General features: G+C 69.7%; 13 protein-coding genes. 5 read left to right on the top strand and 8 right to left on the bottom strand.

The window, feature by feature from the left end; translation table 11 throughout:
• The first annotated feature begins 5 nt into the window (after positions 1-5).
• The 5 genes from epsC (at position 6) to KZ810_RS04450 (ending at position 6124) form a co-directional block, all read left to right on the top strand.
• Positions 6-962 (top strand): serine O-acetyltransferase EpsC, encoded by a 957-nt coding sequence (gene epsC / locus KZ810_RS04470; protein WP_219767822.1) that lies wholly within the window; start codon positions 6-8, stop codon positions 960-962.
• A 2-nt stretch (positions 963-964) separates the two neighbouring features.
• Positions 965-1747, top strand: coding sequence for a gamma-glutamyl-gamma-aminobutyrate hydrolase family protein (locus KZ810_RS04465; RefSeq protein ID WP_219767821.1), 783 nt, complete (start codon positions 965-967; stop codon positions 1745-1747).
• 19 nt (positions 1748-1766) lie between these two features.
• Positions 1767-2024, top strand: coding sequence for a hypothetical protein (locus KZ810_RS04460; protein WP_219767820.1), 258 nt, complete (start codon positions 1767-1769; stop codon positions 2022-2024).
• A gap of 193 nt (positions 2025-2217) precedes the next feature.
• Positions 2218-4728 (top strand): TonB-dependent receptor plug domain-containing protein, encoded by a 2511-nt coding sequence (locus KZ810_RS04455; protein WP_219767819.1) that lies wholly within the window; start codon positions 2218-2220, stop codon positions 4726-4728.
• Between the two features lie 85 nt (positions 4729-4813).
• Complete coding sequence (locus KZ810_RS04450; RefSeq protein ID WP_219767818.1) at positions 4814-6124, top strand: dicarboxylate/amino acid:cation symporter; 1311 nt, start codon at positions 4814-4816, stop codon at positions 6122-6124.
• Positions 6125-6177: 53 nt separating this feature from the next.
• Here KZ810_RS04450 and KZ810_RS04445 read toward each other — a convergent pair whose 3' ends face one another.
• Genes KZ810_RS04445 through KZ810_RS04410 form a run of 8 tightly spaced genes read right to left on the bottom strand, consistent with a single transcriptional unit; the run spans position 6178 to position 18098 of the window.
• Positions 6178-7155 carry a glycosyltransferase family 2 protein gene (locus KZ810_RS04445; RefSeq protein WP_308461487.1) on the bottom strand — a complete coding sequence of 326 codons (978 nt, stop codon included), beginning with the start codon at positions 7153-7155 and terminating at the stop codon, positions 6178-6180.
• Positions 7110-8024, bottom strand: coding sequence for a polysaccharide pyruvyl transferase family protein (locus KZ810_RS04440; RefSeq protein ID WP_308461486.1), 915 nt, complete (start codon positions 8022-8024; stop codon positions 7110-7112). Before KZ810_RS04440 ends, KZ810_RS04445 begins: the two co-directional genes overlap by 46 nt.
• A complete protein-coding gene (locus KZ810_RS04435) occupies positions 8021-9091 on the bottom strand; it encodes a glycosyltransferase (RefSeq protein ID WP_219767817.1) in 1071 nt (356 codons plus the stop codon). Before KZ810_RS04435 ends, KZ810_RS04440 begins: the two co-directional genes overlap by 4 nt.
• Positions 9092-9101: 10 nt before the next feature.
• Entirely contained in the window at positions 9102-10043 is a 942-nt protein-coding gene (locus KZ810_RS04430; RefSeq protein ID WP_258044436.1) for a galactosyltransferase-related protein, read from the bottom strand.
• A gap of 13 nt (positions 10044-10056) precedes the next feature.
• Entirely contained in the window at positions 10057-11205 is a 1149-nt protein-coding gene (locus KZ810_RS17345) for a glycosyltransferase (RefSeq protein ID WP_219767815.1), read from the bottom strand.
• A complete protein-coding gene (locus KZ810_RS04420) occupies positions 11202-13211 on the bottom strand; it encodes an HAD-IIB family hydrolase (protein WP_219767814.1) in 2010 nt (669 codons plus the stop codon). Before KZ810_RS04420 ends, KZ810_RS17345 begins: the two co-directional genes overlap by 4 nt.
• 25 nt (positions 13212-13236) lie before the next feature.
• Positions 13237-14691: a sugar porter family MFS transporter gene (locus tag KZ810_RS04415; protein WP_219767813.1), complete on the bottom strand. Its 1455-nt coding sequence runs from the start codon at positions 14689-14691 to the stop codon at positions 13237-13239.
• On the bottom strand, positions 14688-18098 hold the full coding sequence (locus KZ810_RS04410) for a glycosyl hydrolase 2 galactose-binding domain-containing protein (protein WP_258044435.1): 3411 nt from the start codon (positions 18096-18098) through the stop codon (positions 14688-14690). Before KZ810_RS04410 ends, KZ810_RS04415 begins: the two co-directional genes overlap by 4 nt.
• Positions 18099-18127 lie beyond the last annotated feature (29 nt).

Here is an 18127-nt window from a genome sequence, read left to right as displayed (position 1 = left end):
ATGGCGTGAGCGGCGTCGCGCCCGCCGGGCCCACCGGCACCTCGGTGATCGACAGTGCGGTCGCTGCACTGCGCGTCGTGCGCGAGCAGGCGCGGCAGCGCGCGGTTCACCAGCCGGTGGGCGCCTTTCCGTCGCGCCGCCACGTCGCGGCGGCGTTGGACCTGATCGCGGCCGCCTTGTTTCCGCGCCGACTGGGCGGCTTCCTCGGCGACCCGCGCGGGGAAGATGCCTTTGTCGCAGCCAAGTTCATCGCGCTCGCCACCGAACTCGAGCGCGAGGTCGCGGCCGAACTCGCTTACTGGGAGGGCGAAGCACGCGGTACGACGTTCGATCCCGATCAGGCGTCGCACGTCGTCAGGCTGTTCATGGCGACGCTGGGCGAGATACGCGCGCTGATCGACAGCGACGTCGCCGCGGCGTTTCTTGGCGATCCCGCGGCGCGCAGCGAGGACGAGATCCTGCTGTGCTATCCCGGCGCGATCGCTAGCCTGCACCACCGCGTCGCGCACCAATTGTTTCAGCTCGGCGTACCGATTGTCGCGCGGATCATCTCCGAGCTCGCCAACGAGCGTACCGGCATCGACATCCATCCCGGCGCGACGATTGGGCCGAGCTTCTTCATCGACCACGGCACCGGCGTGGTGATCGGCGAAACCGCGATCATCGGCGCGCGCGTGCGATTGTATCAGCACGTCACGCTCGGCGCGCGAACGCCCGCGGGTGACGCCGCGCCCGGTGTTCGCGGTCGGCTGGCGCGGCACCCGATCGTCGAGGACGACGTGGTGATTTACGCCGGGTCGACGATCCTCGGGCGCGTCACGATCGGTCGAGGAGCGACGATCGGCGGCAACGTATGGCTGCTGAGCGACGTGCCCGCGGGCAGCATCGTCTCGCAGCCGGAGGCACGCGTCCTCGGCAGGATCGCGGCCGACGCGGTCCGCGAACGGCTGGCGGAACGCTGATGATGGCCGCGCCGCGCAAGCCGCTGATCGGGGTATTGTGCTGCAACGAGGTCGCGCAGCGTCCGATCCAGGCGGTCGCCAGCCGGTTCGTGACCCCGCTCGCGCAGCACGCGGGCGCGTGCGTGATGCTCGTCCCCGCGGTCGCCGAAGCGAGCGACGCCGCAGCCCTCAGCGATCACCTCGACGGGCTGCTGCTGACCGGATCGCGCTCCAACGTCGCCGTCCACCGCTACGGCGGAACCGCCGCCGACGACGACCGGTGCGGCACGCGCGATGACGACCGCGACGAGGTCGCGCTGATGCTCGCCGGTCGGATGATCGAGCGCGGAAAACCCGTGTTCGGCATCTGCCGCGGCTTGCAGGAGCTGAACGTGCTGTTCGGCGGCACCTTGTCGCGCGAGCCGTGCCGCGACCAGCATCTGCGCGGCGGGTGGGACGCGCGGCCTTATGCCGAGCTGTTCGACCACCACCACGACGTCGAGCTGTCGGCGGACGGCATGTTGGCGCGCGAGACGGGATGCCGCTGCCTATCGGTCAATTCGGTCCACGAACAGGCGATCGACCGGCTGGGCGGCGGGCTGGCGATCGAGGCATGGTCGGCGGGCGACGCGGTGGTGGAGGCGATCGCCGCACGACCGTGCGGGGCCGAGGTGCTGGCGGTGCAATGGCATCCCGAATGGGACGTCGCGGCGAACGCGGCCAATCGCGGTTTCTTCACCCTGCTCGGCCGCGCGCTCCATCGCAGCGCGGCGGTCCACCGCGGAGTGGAGCCGACGGGATCATGACGTTCAACCAGGAGGAAGCATGAAGAAGATATTCGTACCCCTCGCCCTGTCGCTCGCGCTCGGCACCGCCGCGTGCGGAAAGTCGGACGAGGCGGCCAATACGGGCGCGGGCAGCGACGTCGTACTGAACGACGAGGATGCGCTCTCCAGCGAGAACCTGTCGACCGACGCGTTCGGCAACGACGGCGCGACCGACCTCGGCAACACGAGCGCCGATGCAGCGCTGGCGGCCGGGAACGGCGCGTCCGCCACCACTTTGCCGGGCAACGGTTACTAGAAACCGCCGCCCCGCCAACCAACTCGCCAGGATGCTCCCTAGGCGAAACCTCGGGCTCGCCGGTGTGACCGGCGAGCCACTCTTTCTTGCCAACGATGGCCGGGCACGGGCCGAGCGGAACCGGCGACTGCGCCGCTGCTTGATGTGCGAACAATAATGCGTGGCCAAGCCACCGACCAACAGGGATCATCTCATGACGTTTCGCCCCCTCGCGCTCGCCGGTGCTTCCGCACTGGCGCTGCTCGCCCCCGTCGCCCGCGCGCAGGTGGCCGGCCCCCCGGCCAACACCGATCAGCCGACGCCGCAGGAGCAGACGGGCGCGCCCGAACCCGCCGCGGCGGCCCCTACGGCCGATGCCGCGACGACCGCGGACGAGGGCAACGACATCATCGTGACGGGGACGCGCACTGCCGGGCGCACGCGGCTGGACAGCGTCGCGCCGGTCGACGTGCTGAGTGCGGCGAGCCTGCAACGCCAGGGGACGACCGAGGTCGCCACCGCACTCGCCGCCATCGCGCCGTCGATCGATTTCCCGCGCCCGTCGGCGAACGACGCGACCGATGCGATCCGCCCCGCGACGCTGCGCGGGCTGTCGCCCGACCAGACGCTGGTGCTGATCAACGGGATCCGCGGGCACACCTCGGCCAACCTCAACACCAACGGCACCGTCGGACGCGGGTCGGCGGCGGTCGACCTCAATACGGTGCCGACCTTCGCGCTCGACCGGATCGAGGTGCTGCGCGACGGCGCGTCGGCGCAATACGGGTCGGACGCGATCGCGGGCGTCATCAACCTGCGCCTGCGCGAGGCCCGCTCGGGAGGCGGCGCGCAGGTCAATTACGGCTTCTACGACACCCAGGTCGACACCGCGCAGAACAGCCGCCACGTGACCGGTGAGCACACCGTCACCGCATCGGCGTGGCAGGGGTTCGCCTTCGGCGACGACGGTTTCGTCACCGTGACCGGCGAATACACCAACCGCCGCCCGACCAACCGCGCCGACCTCGACACCCGCGTGTCACCCGCGCGCGTCACCGGTCGCTACGGCGACCCGGCGGTCGAGCAGTACACCGGGTTCGTCAACGCGGGCACCTCGCTCACCGACAATCTCAGCTTCTACGCATTCGGCGGCTACCAGGACCGCGATACGCGCAGCGCGGCATTCCCGCGGATCAACCCGGCCGCGAACAGCGCCGCCAACACGCTGACCCGTCAGCGGCTGGCACTGGCAGGCTATCCCGACGGCTTCCTGCCGCTGATCAATACCAAGACCAAGGACATCAATTCGGCGTTGGGCCTGCGCGGCACGTTCGGCGGGTTCGATTTGGACTTGTCGGTCAGCTATGGGCGCAACACGGTCGACTTCCGCACGCTCAACTCGACCAACTACGCTTTTGGCTCGGCCAGCCCGCGCAATTTCGACGACGGATCGGTCGCCTACGATCAATATGTCGCGGGGCTCGACGTGACGCGCAAGTTCGACGTGTTTCAGTCGCTCAACCTCGCCTTCGGGATCGAGGGACGGCGCGAGGGGTATAAGATCAGCCCCGGCGAGCAGGCGTCCTACGGCTATCCGACGGGTACGACCGACGCGGTCGCCGGGTCGGCACCGGGCGCGCAGGGCTTCGGCGGTTTCGCACCGCGCAATGCGCTCAAGCGCAACCGGCGCAGCGGCAGCGTCTACGCCGATGTCGAGGCGCAGATGACCGACAAGCTGTTGCTCGGCATCGCGGGCCGCGCGGAGGATTATTCCGATTTCGGCAGTACGGTGAACGGCAAGCTATCCGCCCGATACGACTTCGCCGACTGGTTCGCGCTGCGCGGTACCGCGTCGACGGGCTTCCGCGCGCCGTCGCTGCAGCAGCAATATTTCACGCAGGTCGCCTCGGTCGTTACCAACGGCGTTCCCGTGCTGACCGGCACATTGCCCTCGGTCGATCCGGTGGGACGCGCGCTCGGCGGCTTGCCGCTCCAAGCGGAGAAGTCGACCAACCTGTCGCTCGGCACCGTGATCCGCGCGGGCGGGTTCGACCTGACGATCGATGCCTATCGCATCCACATCCGCGACCAGATCGGATTGTCGGAAAACATTAGCGCCGCGAGCAGCCCGCAGGTCGCCGCGATCCTCGCGAGCACCGGGACCGGCGTGTCCGCCGCGCGTTTCTTCATCAACGGGCTCGCCTCCACCACCAAGGGGATCGACGCGGTCGCGCATTACCGCTGGCGCACGACGGGCGCGGGCGCGTTCGACTTCACGGTCGCGGGCAACATCAACGACGTGAAGGTCACGCGCGTCCCGACCTCGACCGCGACGCTCAACCCCGCGCCGACGCTGTTCGCGCGCAGTCGTATCCTGACGCTGGAGGACGGCACGCCGCAGCAGAAGGTGACGGGTACGATCGACTGGTCGCTCGACCAGATCGGTGCGCTGGCACGCGTCACCTATTACGGCGACGTCAACCAGCCGGGTACGACGCCGGCGGGCGACGTCCACAGCGGCGACCGCGCGATCACCGATCTCGAGTTGCGCTACAATGCCACGCGCGGCGCGCAGATCGGGCTCGGGGTCAGCAACGTGTTCGACGTCTATCCGCGTGCGACGAGCGTCGCGAACAATTCGACCGGCACGCTCGGCTTCCCGTATTACTCGCCCTTCGGGTTCAACGGGCGGTTCCTGTACGTCCGCGCCGGATTGAACTGGTAAGCCGATTGCCCGGGTCTGCCCTGGCTTGGGCGCCCCACACATTTGCTTGCTTGGTCCGCGCCCGCGCGCGGACCATCTCGGCACGATGACCAGTCTCGCGTCGCGTCGCCTGCCCTCGTTCGGTATCCAGGTCCTTGTCGGCATGGCCGCCGGGCTCGCACTCGGATTGATCGCGCGCGAGACCGGCGGGGCCGACACCGCGCTCGCCGTGACACTCCAGACGGTCGGCAAGATCTTCGTGCAGTTGCTGAAGGCGCTCGTCCCCGCATTGGTCTTCACCGCGATCGTCGGGTCGATCGCGGCGCTGCGCGATCTCAACAACGCCGCGCGGCTGGTGACGCAGACGTTGCTGTGGTTCGCGATCACCTCGCTGATCGCGGTGACGATCGGCATCACGCTCGGGCTCGTGATTCAGCCGGGCATCCGGTCCGACGTCAGCGCGGCGGCGGCGGTGATGCCGAGCACGCGCGGGTCGTGGCTCGACTTCATCACCGGGATCGTGCCCGCGAACATGCTGGGGCTCGCGGCATCGTCGAGCGTCAAGGACGGCGCGGTCACGACGACGCTCGGCTTCAATGTGCTGCAGATCATCGTCGCAGCGATCGCGATCGGCGCCGCGGCGGTCCGCGTCGGCGAGGCGGGCGCGGCGTTCCTCGCGTTCAACACCTCCGCACTCGCAGTCTTCCGCCGGTTGCTGCGCTGGATCATCGCGCTGACGCCGATCGGGTCGGCGGCGCTGATCGGCGACGCGGTGGTCCGCTACGGCTGGGACACGCTCGCCTCGCTCGGCGCGTTCGCGGGCGCGGTCTATCTCGGCCTCGCGCTCGTGCTGCTCGTCGTCTACCCGGCGCTGCTGCTCGTCCACGGGATCAGCCCGGCATGGTTCTTCCGCCGTGCCTGGCCCGCGATCCAGCTCGGCTTCGTGTCGCGCTCGTCGGTCGGCACCTTGCCGGTGACCGAGGAAGTGACCGAGCGCGCGCTGGGCGTGCCACGCTCCTATTCGGCGTTCGCGGTGCCGCTCGGCTCCACCACCAAGATGGACGGGTGCGCCGCGGTCTATCCCGCGGTATCGGCAATCTTCGTCGCGCAATTCTTCAACGTGCCGCTGCACCTGGGCGACTATCTGCTGATCGCGTTCGTCTCGGTACTGGGGTCGGCGGCGACCGCGGGGCTGACGGGCGCGGCGGTCATGCTGACGCTGACGCTCTCGACGCTTGGCCTGCCGCTGAGCGGTGCGGGGCTACTGCTCGCGATCGATCCGATCCTCGACATGGGGCGCACCGCGGTCAATGTCGCGGGGCAGATGCTGGTCCCGCTGATCGTCGCCAAGCGCGAGGGCATTCTATCGGCCGAGGCGACGCATGCGGAGCAAACTAAGCGCGGGTACATGGTCTGAGCGGCGGCGCTCGCAACAGCACCTCTCGTCCGGCGGTGACCGAGGCCCGCGTCCTAGGCGTTGTCGAACACGACTGACCGGGCGGCGGGCGCGCGCCGCGGCCCCGCCGCACGACGGGTGTGCCACAGGTACGATAGGAAACCCCGGCACAGATGCCGAAGCCGAAACAGGTGGAACCGCCTGAGCAACGTACCGGGCTGCTCGTTTCCGCGAACGTCCGCTGCGGCGGCGCGAACGTCGATGCCGAACGCGCGCTTGCTACGCCGACTGCGCCAATGCTTCGCGTAGAGCGCGCCGTCCCCGAACGCGTAGCCCGCGAGCAGCCGGCGCAGTTCCGCCCGCGTCCGCCGGCCGTGGTGGTGCAGGACGACGAAGTGGGGATCGTAACGCACCGCGATGCCGCGGTCGAGCGCACGCACCAGTAAGTCGGTATCCTCCGCGGCCAGGAACGGCGTGCCCGCGCCGAAACGGTCGTCGAACGCGCCGACCATGTCCACGACATCGCGCGTGAACGCCAGATTGGCCCCCATCACGAACCCGCCGGGGAAGCCGTCGGGATCGGCGCGCATCGCGTGATCCTCCAGTTTGATCGTCACCGGCAGATCGGCGGGATCGCCGAGCAGGATGCGCCCGCCGACCACGACGGGGCCGGGAAGATGCGCGAAACACGCTGTCAGCATCGCGAAATAGCCTGGGTCGAGGACGCAATCGTCATCGGTCATCGCGACGATCCGCCCCGACGCGCACGCCAGACCGGCGTTGCGCGCGCGCGCCAGCCCGGCGCGCGGTTCGTCGACCAGGATGACGGGGAACGCCTGCTGCGCGGACCACGATGCGAGACGCGCGGGGGTGTCGTCGCGCGAGCCGTTGTCGACCACGACCACTTCGATCCGGCACGCCTGTCCGACTGCATGAGTGATCGAGGCGAGCGTCCGCGCGAGCGACGCACCGCGGTCGCGCGTGCAGATGATCAGGCTGACGTCGATCATCGCGGCGCGGCCGGCTCCAGCAGCGGCGAGGCCGCGGTCCACGCCGCGATATAGGCGGACAATTTGCCGTATTCGTTGTCGAGCGCGCGGTGCGGTATCCCGAGCAGGACCGCGAGGATGTGCGCGTGGAGCCGGTCGGTCACGATCCGCCGACCGCGCGACAGGAGCGTCAGCCCGCGCGCGACGCGCGCGTCGGCCAGCCGCTGGTAATGGCTCGCCAGGCTCTCCCCCGCCGCACGCGTCGGCAGATCGTCGTCGACCAGCCAGTCGACGATCGCCGCGTCGCCGGCGTCGGCGCGCACCGTCGCTTCGTGCGGCACCCCCTCCTGATCGGTGCGCAGCAGCATCAACACGTCGAAGTCCGCCGTCCCGCGCGGCTGCGGTCCGAGCGCGAAGGCGCTGTCGGGCGCGAGCGTGACGGGGCACGACCAGTGCGCCTGCGCGAGCAACAGGCTCGGTTCGTCGCGGACACACAGGTGGAAGTCGGGATGGCGCGCCAGCGTGTCGCCGAACGCGGCTATCCCTGCTGCGTCGCGGAAGTGGATCGATTGCGGCAGTTGCACGACGCGGCGATCACGCAGATCGCGCACGATACGGTCGCGGAACCGCTGATGGTGCGGCCAGATATCGCCGAGATTGCCGCCACCGTGCAGGAAGACGACGCCCTCGGGGCTGTCGGCGCGAAACGCCTCCATGTCGAAACCGTCCCACGTCGCGACGTGATCGGGATCGCGGCCGGTGATGCGACGCAGCAGCGTCACCTCGCCCAGCCAGATCGCGCTGTCACCGACGTTGGCGTGATCGGGGAAATCGAGCAACGCGTAGCGGTCGCCCGGTCCGACATGGGTGCGGTACAATGCCTCGAGCGCGCGCTGCTGCGGCGCGATGACGTCCATCGCGGATGCCGTCACGCGGCGCGCGCGGTACGCGCGGCGATGACCTCGGCGTACAAATCCTCGCAGCGATCGAGCCAGCGATCGCGCGAGAACAGTCGCTCGACCCGCTCGCGCGGAATCCGGCGCGGGATCGAGACTGCCTGCCGGATCGCGGCGGCGAGCGCGGGAACGTCGTCAGGGGCCGCGAAACAGCCCGCCTCGCCGATCACCTCGCGCGCGGCACCGCGGTCGATTGCCGCAACCGGCAGGCCGCACGCCATCGCCTCGATCGCGACGAGGCCGAACGGTTCGTCCCAGCACGGCGTGAAGAGGAACACCGCTGCCCGCCCGATCGCCGCGGCGAGTTCGGCCCCGCGCAGGTGTCCGCCGTAGCGGACCGTCGCGTCCAGATGCGGCACCACCAACTGTTCCCAGTAATCGGGATCCTCGATCATACCGTAGATCGTGAGCGGCACACCCGCGGCGCGCGCGGCCTGCGCCGCCAGATGCGTCCCCTTGTTGGGCGTGACGCGACCGCACCAGACCGCGCCCTCGCCTGCCGCGTGAAAGGGCCAGGCAGCCGGATCGATGCCGTTGTGGAGCACGCGCGCCTCCGGCGGGGCGCCGCCGGGGAACCACGCCCGCATCTGCTCGGCGGAGGTGACCGTCAGCCGGTGGGTGGGCGCCGGGCTCGCTTTAACGAACCAGTGTAGTGCGTCGTACGGCGGCACATGGAGCGAGGTGACCGTCGGCACGTTCGCGGTTCGCGCGGGCTCGAGCGGGAAGCGGTGCAGACTGTTGTTGTGAACGACGTCGAACCCGCCCTGCGCGATCCGGTCGCACGCCGCGGCATAGCCTGCATCGACGTGCGCGATCAGCGGCGCCGATCCCTTGTGCTCGGCCCAGGGAAACGTGCGCTCGTAATGCTGATCGAGCACCGGATCGATCGCGAAACGGGGGTCGCTGTCACCCGAGGCGAACAGCACGACGTCGTGCCCGCGCCGCACCAGCCCGTCCGCCAGATGCCAGCTGTGCGATTCCATCCCGCCCATGAACGGCTCGGCGATCGGTTGCCGGACGTGCGCGAGCAGCGCGATCCTCATGCCGCGACCGTCACGCGGCGATCGTTTCCGCGGGCGTCGGGGCGGCGTCCTGCGATGCGGCGCGCGCCTCCAAGATGCGGATCACGGTGGTGGTGTTGGCATAAGGCTGGTGGCTCTGCTGCCCGGTCAGCGCGAGGTCGTCGGCGTCGGGGCGACGCAGGATGCGGATCGGCCGCCCCGCGCTGTCATCGATCAACCCCATCAGGCGGAACGCGTGGAGCCAATGCCCCATCGTGCGATAGCCCCAGCGCCGCTCGAACAATTCGGCGTTGCGCACCACGCTGTCGAGGTGATGGACCGGCGGCATGTGATGCGGGTGATATTGGTGGTGTGCCAGCCCGCCCCTAATCCACGCGATCGGAATGCCCGCGGTGTCGAGTACCTTGCCGAAGTCGGTATCCTCACCGCCGTAGCCGCGGTAACCCTCGTGAAAGCCGCCGACGCGGAAGAACGTATCGCGGCGCATTGCGAAGTTGAGCGACCAGAAGCACCGGTAATCGGTGCAGATCTCGACGCCGTCGGCGGGCGGCCCGCGGCGGTCGGAATGGCGCACCGCGATCGCGGTGAAATCCTCGCTCGTCCAATCACCCGCGGTCGCGCCGCCGGGCAGGTACATGACTTCCCCCATCAAGAGACCGTCGAGCGCGTCCAGGTGGCGCGCGTAATCCGCGACCAACGTGGGCGTCGGGATACAATCCATGTCGAGGAAGACCAGCACGTCGCCGCGCGCCGCCTGCGCCGCGGCGTTGCGCGCCTGCGCCAGCGGAAGGTCACCGCCCTCGACCAGCAATTGCGTCACCGGAAACGGCGCGTCGGGCAGGTCGTATTCCGCATCCTGCATCACCGCGACGATCAATTCGGCGGGCAATTGCGTCTGCCGCGACAGCCCGGTGACGAGGTTGCGAAGGTGATCGGGCCGGCCACCGGCCAGCGTGACGACGGAAACGGACATCAACGGGCTCCAGTCAGGCGGATGCGGGCGAGGGGATCGGGGACACGGGTTCGGTGGTGCTCGGTACGGACCATAAACGATCCGCGAGACCCTCCAGCCAACGCGCGGTATCGGCCGCCGGATCCACCGCGATCATCGCGCGCTGCCGGTCGGGATCGTGCGACCCGCGCGTGTCGTCGAGCGCCTGCGCCCACGCGTCCGCCGAGGACGGCAGATGCGGGCGGACGCAGGCGACGCCCGCGGCGGCCAGCGCCTCCGCCTTGCGGTGCTGTTCGTCGAAATAGCGCCATTCGGGCACCGCGAGCCACGGCCGCGCCGCCGCCATGATCTGCTGGCACGTCGTGTTGCCGACCGATGCGATGACCAGATCGGCGGCCGCGACGTAATCGGCGGCATCGTCGACCCAGCCGCGATGTTCGATGTTGGCAGGCTCGGTCGCGTGCCAGTCGCGTACCACCGGGCCGATCGTGATCCAGCGCGCCGACGGCCGCGTGCGGGCGCCGACGCCGAGCGGCGCCTGCGCGAAGCCCGCTCCCCCGCCCCCCGCCATCACGAGGATCAGTTCCTCCTCCGCGCCGACGCCGATCCGCGCGCGTGCCGCGGCGCGATCGGGCACGCGCGTGTCGACGCCCAGCCCGCCCGCGAAACACGTCCGCGCGCGCATCGCGTCATCCCATTCGGGCTGCGCCAGATCGGCGTGGAACGGGGCGAGGATCCCCGCCGCGCCGTCATAGGCCGCGCGGTGGCCGGCGTCGCTGCGGTCGCCGTGCTGCAACACCTTCACGTGCGGCACGCTGCAGATGCGTGCGAGCTGCGCGACCTCGGCCGACACGTCGCAGATCATCAACGCGGGGTCGGCGTCTGCGAACCAGTTCGCCATGGCCGCCATCGCCTGGCGGATGCCGGGCCAGCCGAGCGGCGCGCAGTGGAGCGTTGATGGGGTCGGCACCCAATCGGCGGTCGCGGCCTCCTGCCCGGTCGGCTCGAACAGCGACGGGATGCGCTTGATCGACACCGTGGCGGGCATCGCAGGAAAGATGTCGTCGGCGGCGCAGAAGATCGTCAGCGGGCGATCGGGTGGCAGCGCGCCCGCGATCGCGGCGCACCGCTCGGCATGGCCGCGCCCCTGGTGATGAACGAAATAGCCGAATGGACGCTTCACGCGGCCACTTCCTCCGTCTGCGGCGCGAGCCCGAGCCGCGCCAGCCCCTCCATCACCCCCGCGGCATGATGCGCGCGCGCGCGGTGGAGGCCCGGGCGCGCGGCGAGCCCGGCGAGTTCGTCGCTCGCATTCCCCACGACGATCGCGCTGCCGCTCGCGTCCAGCATATCCTCGTCGTTGCCGCTGTCGCCCGCGGTAACGCAATCGGCGAGCGTCAGGCCGATCCGGTCGGCGTAGGCAGCGATCGCCGCTGCCTTGCCCGCGTTCACCGGCAGCACGTCGATCAGCGTCCCGTGCGAGAAGACGACGCGCGCCGCGCAATCCGCGGCCTCCAGCGCGTCGCGGATCGCCGCCGCATCCCCCGCCGTGCCGAAGAAGCTGAGCTTGTGCGCACTCGCGGTCTCCGCCCCTTGCGGTCGAAGCGCGAGCGGCACTAGCGCGGCACGGATCGCTCGCAGGTCCCATCCGTCATCGAGCGTCGCGGCGTAGCGCGAGCACGGCGCCCACGTGCCGTCCGCCCCGGCCAGCATGATCCGCGTGCCGACATCGGTGATGAAGGCGTCGGGCTCGGGCAAATCCCAGTCGGCGAGCACGCGGCGCGCGTCGTCGAACGATCGCCCGGTCGCCACCACGAACGGCAGCGCGCTGTCGCCGCGCCAGCGCGAGAATGCGGCCGCCCCACGCACGCATCCGGTCAGCGTTCCGTCGATATCGCACGCGAGCAGCGCGGGACGGCGGCGCAGGTGGGGATAGACCTCGACCGATCGCGCGGCGTAGCGCTGCCAGTCATATTGCCCGACATTGGCGCGCGCGGCGGCGGCGAAGCGCGCGTGCGCGTCGGCATCGTCGATGATCGCCCGGCACGCCGCGGCGATCGCGCGGTCGTCGCGCGGATCGACCAGGATGCCGTGACCGATGCGATCGACGATTTCGACCGGGCCGCCGTTGCGCGTCGCGACGACGGGCACACCCGCCTCCGCCGCCTCGATCACGGTCAACCCGAACGGTTCGTGGAGCGCGGGGTTGACGAACACGCCGCCCGCCGCCGCACGGCGGTAGAGCGCGGACACGTCGGCCTCGTCGTGCCGCGCGGGCAAGGCGATGCGACCGCGCAGCGCGGGCGCGTCGGCGAGCGTGCGCAATTCGGCGCGCACCGCGTGCTCCTCCGCGCCGGCGTGACCATCGTCCTGCCCCGCGAGGATGATCAGATTGGCGGATCGCTGCAACGCGGCGTCGCCGGCATAGGCGCGGATCAGCGCGGCAAGGTTCTTCTTCCTGACGGGCCGCGCGATCGCGAGGATGATCGGCAGATCGGGTCGGTCGAACGATTGCGCCAGCGCGGTCGAACGCGTCGCCCCCGAGGTATCGACCGCCCGCTGCGGTACGCCCGGCGCGATCAGGTGAACACGCTCGCCGAGCGAGGTCGCGTAGGCGGGAAGCTGTCGCTCGGCCTCGTCGCGGCTCGACACGATCAGCGCGTCGACCGCGGCGATGGCGGTACGCTCCGCCTCGATCCGGGCGTGCAGCCCCGCGCTGTCGAGCCCCTGCGCGCGCTTGTCGATCGCGAGCGCGTGCGGCGTGTAGACGACCGGGATACCGAACTGCGCGCGCGCGTCGATCGCGATCGCGGCGGCATCCGCGAAATGCGCGTGAATGACGTCGGGCAAGGTCGGCAAGGCACGAAGATAGTCGCGAAACGCAGCCATGAACGACGGCAGCTCGTCCGCCAGCGCTTCCTTTTCGAGATAGCCAGGGTTGGTCGTCGCCAGCCGCGCGATCGTCACGCCGTCCGCAATCACCTGCGACGCCAGCGCATGTTCATCCGACAGATGTGGCTCGGCGAAAAGCCGCGTCACGATCACGACCTGGTCGGTGCTGGGCAACGTCGCCTGCATCGTCGCGGCGGCCAGCACGTATGCGAGATGGCCGCCGGAATCGGCCGTGATACCGAAATCGATCGGGGGCGCCTTGAGGCAGCCACCCAGCGCCAGATGCAAGATGAACAAGAGGACCCCGTGTTATCGGGTTCGTCTACAATGGGTAAACCGTTGTGTCTCTCTTCTTCGACCGACCTTGATCTGCATCAGTCTGGTTTCGCGTCGTCGCACGGGGCGCGTATCGCATGTTCTCCAGCGCGACCCCGTTCGTCTCGGGCATGTACCGCGCGACCCACAGGAACTGCAGCAGCATCGCGCCCGCGAAGGCGAAGAACACCCAGCCGCCGAGCGCGGTCGCGACGACCGGGAAGGTCCAGGTGATCGCCGCCGCCATCACCCAGTGCGTGGTCGAGCCGAGCGCCTGTCCCTTGCCGCGGATCTCGCTCGGGAAAATCTCGGCGATGAAGACCCAGATCACCGCGCCCTGGCTGACCGCGAAGGCGGCGATGAAACCGAGCAGCCCGACGAGGATCAGCGTACCGTCGGGGCGCACCTGCTCGAGCTGGATCCCGACGAGGATCAGCGCGGCGGCGCAGACGATCGAGCCGACGAACAGCAATGGCCGGCGGCCGAACCGGTCGATCAGCGAAAGCGCGAGCAGCGTGAAGACGAGGTTCGTGCCCCCGACCGCGATCGACTGCAGCAGGGCGCTGTCCGCACCCGCACCGCCCAGCGCGAAGATGCGCGGCGCATAATAAAGCAGCGCGTTGATGCCCGAGAGCTGGTTGAACATCGCGATCGCGATCGCGCAGGAGACCGGCACCGAGTATCTGCGATCGAACAAGCGCGGCCTATCCCGCATCGTGTCCGCGCCCACGCCAGCTTGCGCGGCGCGCATCTGCGCGAGAGACCCCGCCGCGTCGCCGAAACCGAGCCGGCGCAGGACCGCGAGCGCTTCAGCGTCGCGGCCCCTCGCGGCATACCAGCGCGGACTGTCGGGCAGCAGCAGCGTGACGAGCAGGAACACGGCCGAGGGTACCGCGACAATGCCGAGCATCCATCGCCACGCCACCGCCGGCGGCGCGACCTGCGCCACCAGATAATTCGACAGGAACGCCAGCAGGATGCCGAGCACGATGTTGAGCTGGTTGAGCGCGACCAGCCGCCCGCGGAACCGCGCGGGCGACACCTCCGCGATATAGACCGGGGTCACGACCGACGCCGCCCCGATCGCGAGCCCGCCGAGGAACCGGAACAGCAGCAGCGCGGTCCAGCCGCCGGCGAGCCCCGCGCCGATCGACGAGACGACATAAGCGATCGCGATCACCAGCAGCATCGGCCTGCGCCCGTAGCGATCGGCGGGCGCCCCGGCGACGAGCGATCCGATCACGGTGCCGATCAGCGCCGCCGCCACAGTGAAACCCAGTGCCGCATCGCTCAGCGCGAAATGCGCCTGCAACGCGACGGTCGTGCCCGAGATCACCGCGGTATCGAACCCGAACAGCAATCCGCCGAGCGCCGCACCGAGGGCGCTGAGCACGATCGCCGGCGTGACGCGCGCGTCGCCTTCGGCGTCGTCGGAGGGTTCGATCACGCCTGGCGCGCTCATCGCGTCGCCACCGTCGCTGCGGTGACGTTCCACCCCGACAGCGTGACGCGCGGGCTGGCGGAGATACTGGCGGGATAACGGATCGCGATCACGCGGCGCTCGCCCGGCAACATCGACACGTAATTGTCGTCGTAGAACGCGGGCAGGATACGCTTGCCCGCCTCGTCCACCAACGTCAGCTTGGCGTTGAGCGCGGGCACCGCGCTGTCGTTCGCGAGCGTCACCTCGACGACGTGATCGCTGCCGCTCGTCGTCACCGCCCCCGCGCTCGCGGTGAGCGCGACGGGCGCGATCGTGTTGAGCGCGCGGTACGCGCCCTCGTCGCGCCCGCGCCAGTAGAAATTCTCCGACACCGATCGGCCGTCGCGGCCTAGCAGCGACAGCTTGACCAGCAGCATCGGGTTCGCCGCGAACAGACCGGCTAGCGGCACCGCGTCGAGCGCGGTCGCGCGATTGGCGAGCGCGTCCAGTTTCGTGTCGTGCGAATAGAGCGCGCGGTTGTCGAGCCCGACGACGCGCACACGCGCGATGAGGCCGCGCGCGTCGTCACGCGTGGTGTTCAGCACCACCAGCTCGTTACCGGGCAGGTTGAGCTGGACGTGGAGCGGCTCGACCGCCTTTTTCGCGCCGTAGTAAGCGGCGTGGGTGTCGTAATCCCACGAATAGATCTGCCACGCGTTCGACGGCCACGCCGGATGCGTCATCCACAATAGCCGGCCCGAATTCTTGGTCCACAGATGCCCCTGATAGCCCTCGTACATCGCCTTGTGCGTTTCGAGGTTCATCATCTGCGCCTTGCGCTCGAAATCGGCGAAGCTGGTGCCAGCGCCGTACATGCGGTCGAGCGTGGCCATGAACGTCTTCGTGTCGCCGTTCCCGGCGAAATGCCAGTCGTGGTAGGCGAGCACGTCGCCGAGCGGCCAGCGGTCGCCCGCGGGCACGTAGCTCGCGATCGATTCCGCGGTCGAGAAGGACGGCGTGCCGGTCTCGACCGAGAAACCGGTGGCGAGGTCGGTGAAGTAACCGACCGGCGGGCGGTAATTGTACGGCCCCGAGCCTTGCAGGTTGACCATGTTCGAGCTGCCGGTGAACCAGCGTGTCCCGTCGAGGTCGAACACCGCCTTCGCCAGCCCTTCGTTGAGCGTCGGATAGGGCACGCCTTCGTTGCGGCCGAACCACAGGATGATCGAGGGGTGGTTGCGGTAGCGCGCGATCGTGTCGCGCGCGTTATCGAGGAACAGCGACGCGTCCTCGGGCTCGACCTGGAAGTTCTGCGTCGACTGCCAGAAATCGTTCAGGATCATCATGCCGTTCTCGTCGGCGAGATCGTAGAACTCCTCCTCGTTGTTGTTGCCCATCCAGTTGCGGATGATGTTCATGTGCGCCTCGCGCTGGAGGCGGAAATACGGCGCGAGCCGGTCGTAGCTGACGCGCTTCATCGCGTCGTCCATGCCCCAGTTGCCGCCGCGCGCCGCGATCCGCACGCCGTTGACGCGGATCGTCAGATGCGGCTCGGGCAGCGTTTCAGTGATCGGCGTCACCCCGCGCGACCGCTCGCCCGCGGGAGTGAGCGATTCCGCCCAGCCGGTCGGCGTCTGCTTGATCGCGGCGTGGCGCACGTCGATCAGCGGCGTGTGCGCGAGCGCGCCGTCGGTCGTCTGCACGTTGACACGGCGAAGTGCGCCTGCGGCATCGAACAGCGACAGGTCGTAGCTGACCTCGCGGATGCCGAACCGGTCGCGGCGCGTGTCCGACACGCCGTCCGCCCCCGCCACTTCATAGTTCACGTCGTACAAATGCGGCTCGCCGTAGCCGTTCGGCCACCACAGCTTGGGGTTGGCCACACTCAACTGCCGGAACTCGGCCGGGGTGAAGGCAACCTCGCTATGGCCCGCGGGCGCGACCACCCGCTTCTCGACCGTCACGCCTTCGAACGCGACGCGCACGGTGACGTCGGCCGCCGCGCCCGCATTGTCGATCGGCACCGTCACGTAGACGTCGGCGCTGTCGGTGCGCGGCAGCGGCAGGTCGGTGACGACGTGCGGATCGCCGATTTTGACCGCGCCGGTCGCGACGAGCTCGACCGGGCGCCACAGCCCGGTATTGCGGTCGCGGATGCCGGGGATCCAGTCCCACCCCTCGGTCGCGACGAAGGTCGGCCCGTCGATCGCGAGCTGTCCGCCGTTCTCGCCCACGCCCGCCTTTACCGATTGTTCGTGCGGGATGCCGGGATGCGGCGGCGGCGATACCCTGACCGCGATCACGTTCTCGCCCGCGACCGGGGTGTAGGCGAATTGCCCGCGCACGAATGCGCCGTGCGTCTCGCCCAGCCGCGTCCCGTTGGCCCAGATTTCCGCGGCGTAATTGATCCCGCCGAACACCAGCGTCAGCCGCTTCCCCGCGGCTTGCGCGGGCACGGTGAAGCTGGTGCGGTACCAGTAATCCTGCCGCGCGAGGGTCTCGGGGATCTTGAGGTTGTTGAGCCCGTAATACGGGTCGGGATAGACGCCGCGGTCGACCAACGTCTGCAGCACCGTGCCCGGCACGGTCGCTGCGCGCCACGTGCCCTTGGGGGCACCCGCGCGCGACAGCGTCGCGCCGTCGCCCGCCACGTCGGGCGCCGCCGCCAGCGTCCAGCCGTTGACCTGCCAGTGCCCCGGCACGGTCGGCTGCATCACAGGCGCGCTCGACACCGGCTTCGCGACGGGGGCGGTATAGGCGCTGTCGCGCGACTGCGGCAGCGTCCACGCGTCCTGCTGTGTCGTCAGTCCGATGTTGGCCTGTTTCTGGAACGGCCAGCCGACGCCGACCTCGGTCATCTGCACCAATGCGAAATCGGGTCGCGCGCGAACGATCGCGCCGATTGCGGCGCTATGGAGCGCCCCCGCCTCGACGCGCGCGTCGACCAGATCCCCGCCGAAATGCGGCGCGCCGGGGATTGCCGGCGCGACCGCGATCACCGGGGCGACCGCGGTTGCCGCCGCGCGCCCGCCGCCGACCACCTGCCCGTCGAGGAACAATGTGACGCGCGCGCCGTCCGACGATGCCGCGAGATGGTGCCAGCCCTGCCCCACCGCCGCACCGCGCAGCAGCGTCGCGCCGTCGCGCAAGGCCAGGCGCCCGCCCGCCAGCACCAGCGCGCGGCGCGCGGCATCGCGTCCGACCTGCACCAATACGACCTCGCCCGCGTCGCGCGCATCGACGCGCACCCATGTCATGAGCGTATAGGGCGCGCCGCCCGCGATCAGCGCATCGGCCTGCTCGAGCGGACGCTCGATCCCGATGCCCCCCGTCAGCACGTGCGCGTTGTACGGACCGCTGTTGCCGGGGGTCTGGCCGGTCGCCGGCAATGCGGCGAGCGCGACGCCCGCCAGCAGCATCGACGCGATCTTGCTTGACGCGTTCATCTGTCTCTCTCCCTTTGGTCGCCGCGCTC

Origin of the sequence: Sphingomonas citricola, assembly GCF_019429535.1 — a bacterium.
Lineage (GTDB): Bacteria > Pseudomonadota > Alphaproteobacteria > Sphingomonadales > Sphingomonadaceae > Sphingomonas > Sphingomonas citricola.
This window is presented reverse-complemented; position numbering and strand designations above follow the sequence as displayed.